The 1967-nt window shown below is 70.2% G+C and carries 3 protein-coding genes; all 3 read right to left on the bottom strand.

Annotated features, from left to right (window positions below; translation table 11 throughout):
- Positions 1–17: 17 nt before the first annotated feature.
- Entirely contained in the window at positions 18–338 is a 321-nt protein-coding gene (locus ACFR9S_RS07030; protein WP_379732777.1) for a cupin domain-containing protein, read from the bottom strand.
- 43 nt (positions 339–381) lie between these two features.
- Entirely contained in the window at positions 382–1545 is a 1164-nt protein-coding gene (dnaJ, locus tag ACFR9S_RS07025) for a molecular chaperone DnaJ (RefSeq protein ID WP_379818337.1), read from the bottom strand.
- Between the two features lie 81 nt (positions 1546–1626).
- A partial coding sequence (locus ACFR9S_RS07020) for a His/Gly/Thr/Pro-type tRNA ligase C-terminal domain-containing protein (RefSeq protein ID WP_379818336.1) occupies positions 1627–1967 on the bottom strand: 341 nt, incomplete at its 5' end.

The following is a 1967-nucleotide window of genomic DNA, read 5'->3' as shown; positions in this document are numbered from 1 at the left end:
GGGGCGAGTCGGCGGCGCTACGGCGCGCCGGCGATCACCATCCGGGAGTCGTCTTCCTCGAACAGGAGCATCCGGGAGTCATCGGCGTCGACGCGGACGGCGTCGCCGGGTTCCATGTCGACGGTGTCGTCCTCGACGGTGAGCTTCGCCGACCCCGCGAGCAGGACGTACACCTCCTCCTGCCCGTCGCTCTCGTGGGCGTGCTCCATCCCCTCCCAGCCGGCGTCGGCCTCGACGACGGTGACGCCGAGGTTCTCGCAGTTGAGCGCGTCCCGGAGGAAGTACATCCCGGGCGCTTTCGGTTCGACGTCGTCGTAGCTGACGGTGTCGTGGCTCATGCGGGTGGATCGTCGGCCGCTGCCGTGAAAAATCGCGCGGCGCTCAGAGCGAGCTCCGGAGCTTCTCGAAGAAGCCGCGGTCCACGTCGACCTCCTCGCCGCCGGCCTCGGCGAACTGTTCGAGCGCTTCGCGCTGCTCCTCGTTGAGTTCCTCGGGCGTGACGATCTGTACGTCGACGTAGAGGTCGCCCTGCCCGCGCCCGCGCAGGCGAGGCATCCCCTTGCCCCGGAGGCGGAACCGCTCGCCGGACTGCGTGCCGGCGGGGATATCGAGTTCGACGGGACCGTCGAGCGTGGGCACCTCGACGGTCGCACCGAAGGTGGCCTGCGGGAACGAGATGGCGTGTCGGTGCTCCAGATCGGCGCCGTCGCGCTCGAACTCGGGATGGTCCTCGACCTCGACCTCGATCAGCAGGTCGCCCTTGGGGCCGCCGTTCTCGCCGGGCGCGCCCTCGCGGTTCATCCGGAGGCTCTGCCCGCTCTGGATGCCGGCGGGCACGTCGACCTGCAGGGTGGCCTCCTGCCGGACGACGCCGTCGCCCGAACAGGTCGCGCAGTCCTCGGAGTACAGTTCGCCCTCGCCGCCACAGCGCCGGCAGGTCTGGGTCTGCTGGACGCGCCCGAGCGGGGTCTGCTGGACCTGCGTGACCTGCCCCTGACCGTTACACTCCGGGCAGGTCTCCACGTCGGCGTCGGCGGGGTGGCCGGCGCCGTCGCAGTCGGGGCACTCCTCGGGGCGCTCGATGGTGAACTCCTTGCTGACGCCCTCGTAGGCCTCTTCGAGCGTGATCGACATGCCGGTGCGGATGTCCCGCCCGGCCTGCGGGCGGTTGCCGCCGCCGCCACGGCCGCCCCCGCGGCCGCCGCCGAAGAACTGCTCGAAGATGTCCTCGAAGCCGCCACTGCCGCCGGCGCCGCCGAACGGGCCGCCGCCCATGCCGCCAGCGCCGCCGGCACCCTGATCGAAGCCGCCGCGCTTCTCGGCCTGCTCGAAGCGCTCGTGGCCCATCCGGTCGTACGCCTGGCGCTTCTCCTCGTCGGTGAGCACCTCCTTGGCCTTCTTCGCCTTGCGGAACTTCTCCTCGGCGTCGGGGTCGTCGCTTACGTCCGGGTGGTACTGGGAAGCCTTCTTGCGGAACGCCTGCTGGATCTCGTCCTCGTCGGCGTCCCGGGAGACTCCCAGCACCTCGTAGAAGTCCTCGCTCATTCGTTATCGGGGATAACTGGCTCGGCCTATTTGAATCGCGTGGCTCGCGGGTCACGGCCGAGCGCGAGCGGGCGTCCCCGGTTACCCACCAGCGCCGAACTGCTCGACTGCGGCGGGGACCGATTCGGGAGCAACGGCGAGGTTCTCGCCGTTCAGTCGCTCGATATCCACCGTTCCCGTTTCGCGGTACGTGTTGCCGACGACGACCTTCGCGGGGATGCCCAGCAGGCCGCTCTCGGCGAACCGCTCGCCGACCGACTGCTTGCCGTCGAACAGGAGGCAGTCCTCACCGATCGCGTCGTGGATCTCGGCGGCAACCTCCTCGACCTCCCCGTCGCCGATGGGGATAACTGCCGCTCGGTAGGGCGCGACCGACCCCCACTCGGTGACGGGCCAGCGACAGGCCGATTCCTCCGAGTCGG

The organism is Halolamina salina, from assembly GCF_042678005.1.
GTDB lineage: Archaea > Halobacteriota > Halobacteria > Halobacteriales > Haloferacaceae > Halolamina > Halolamina salina.
Note: the sequence above shows the minus strand (reverse complement) of the source record. Positions and strands in the feature narration are given on the sequence as shown.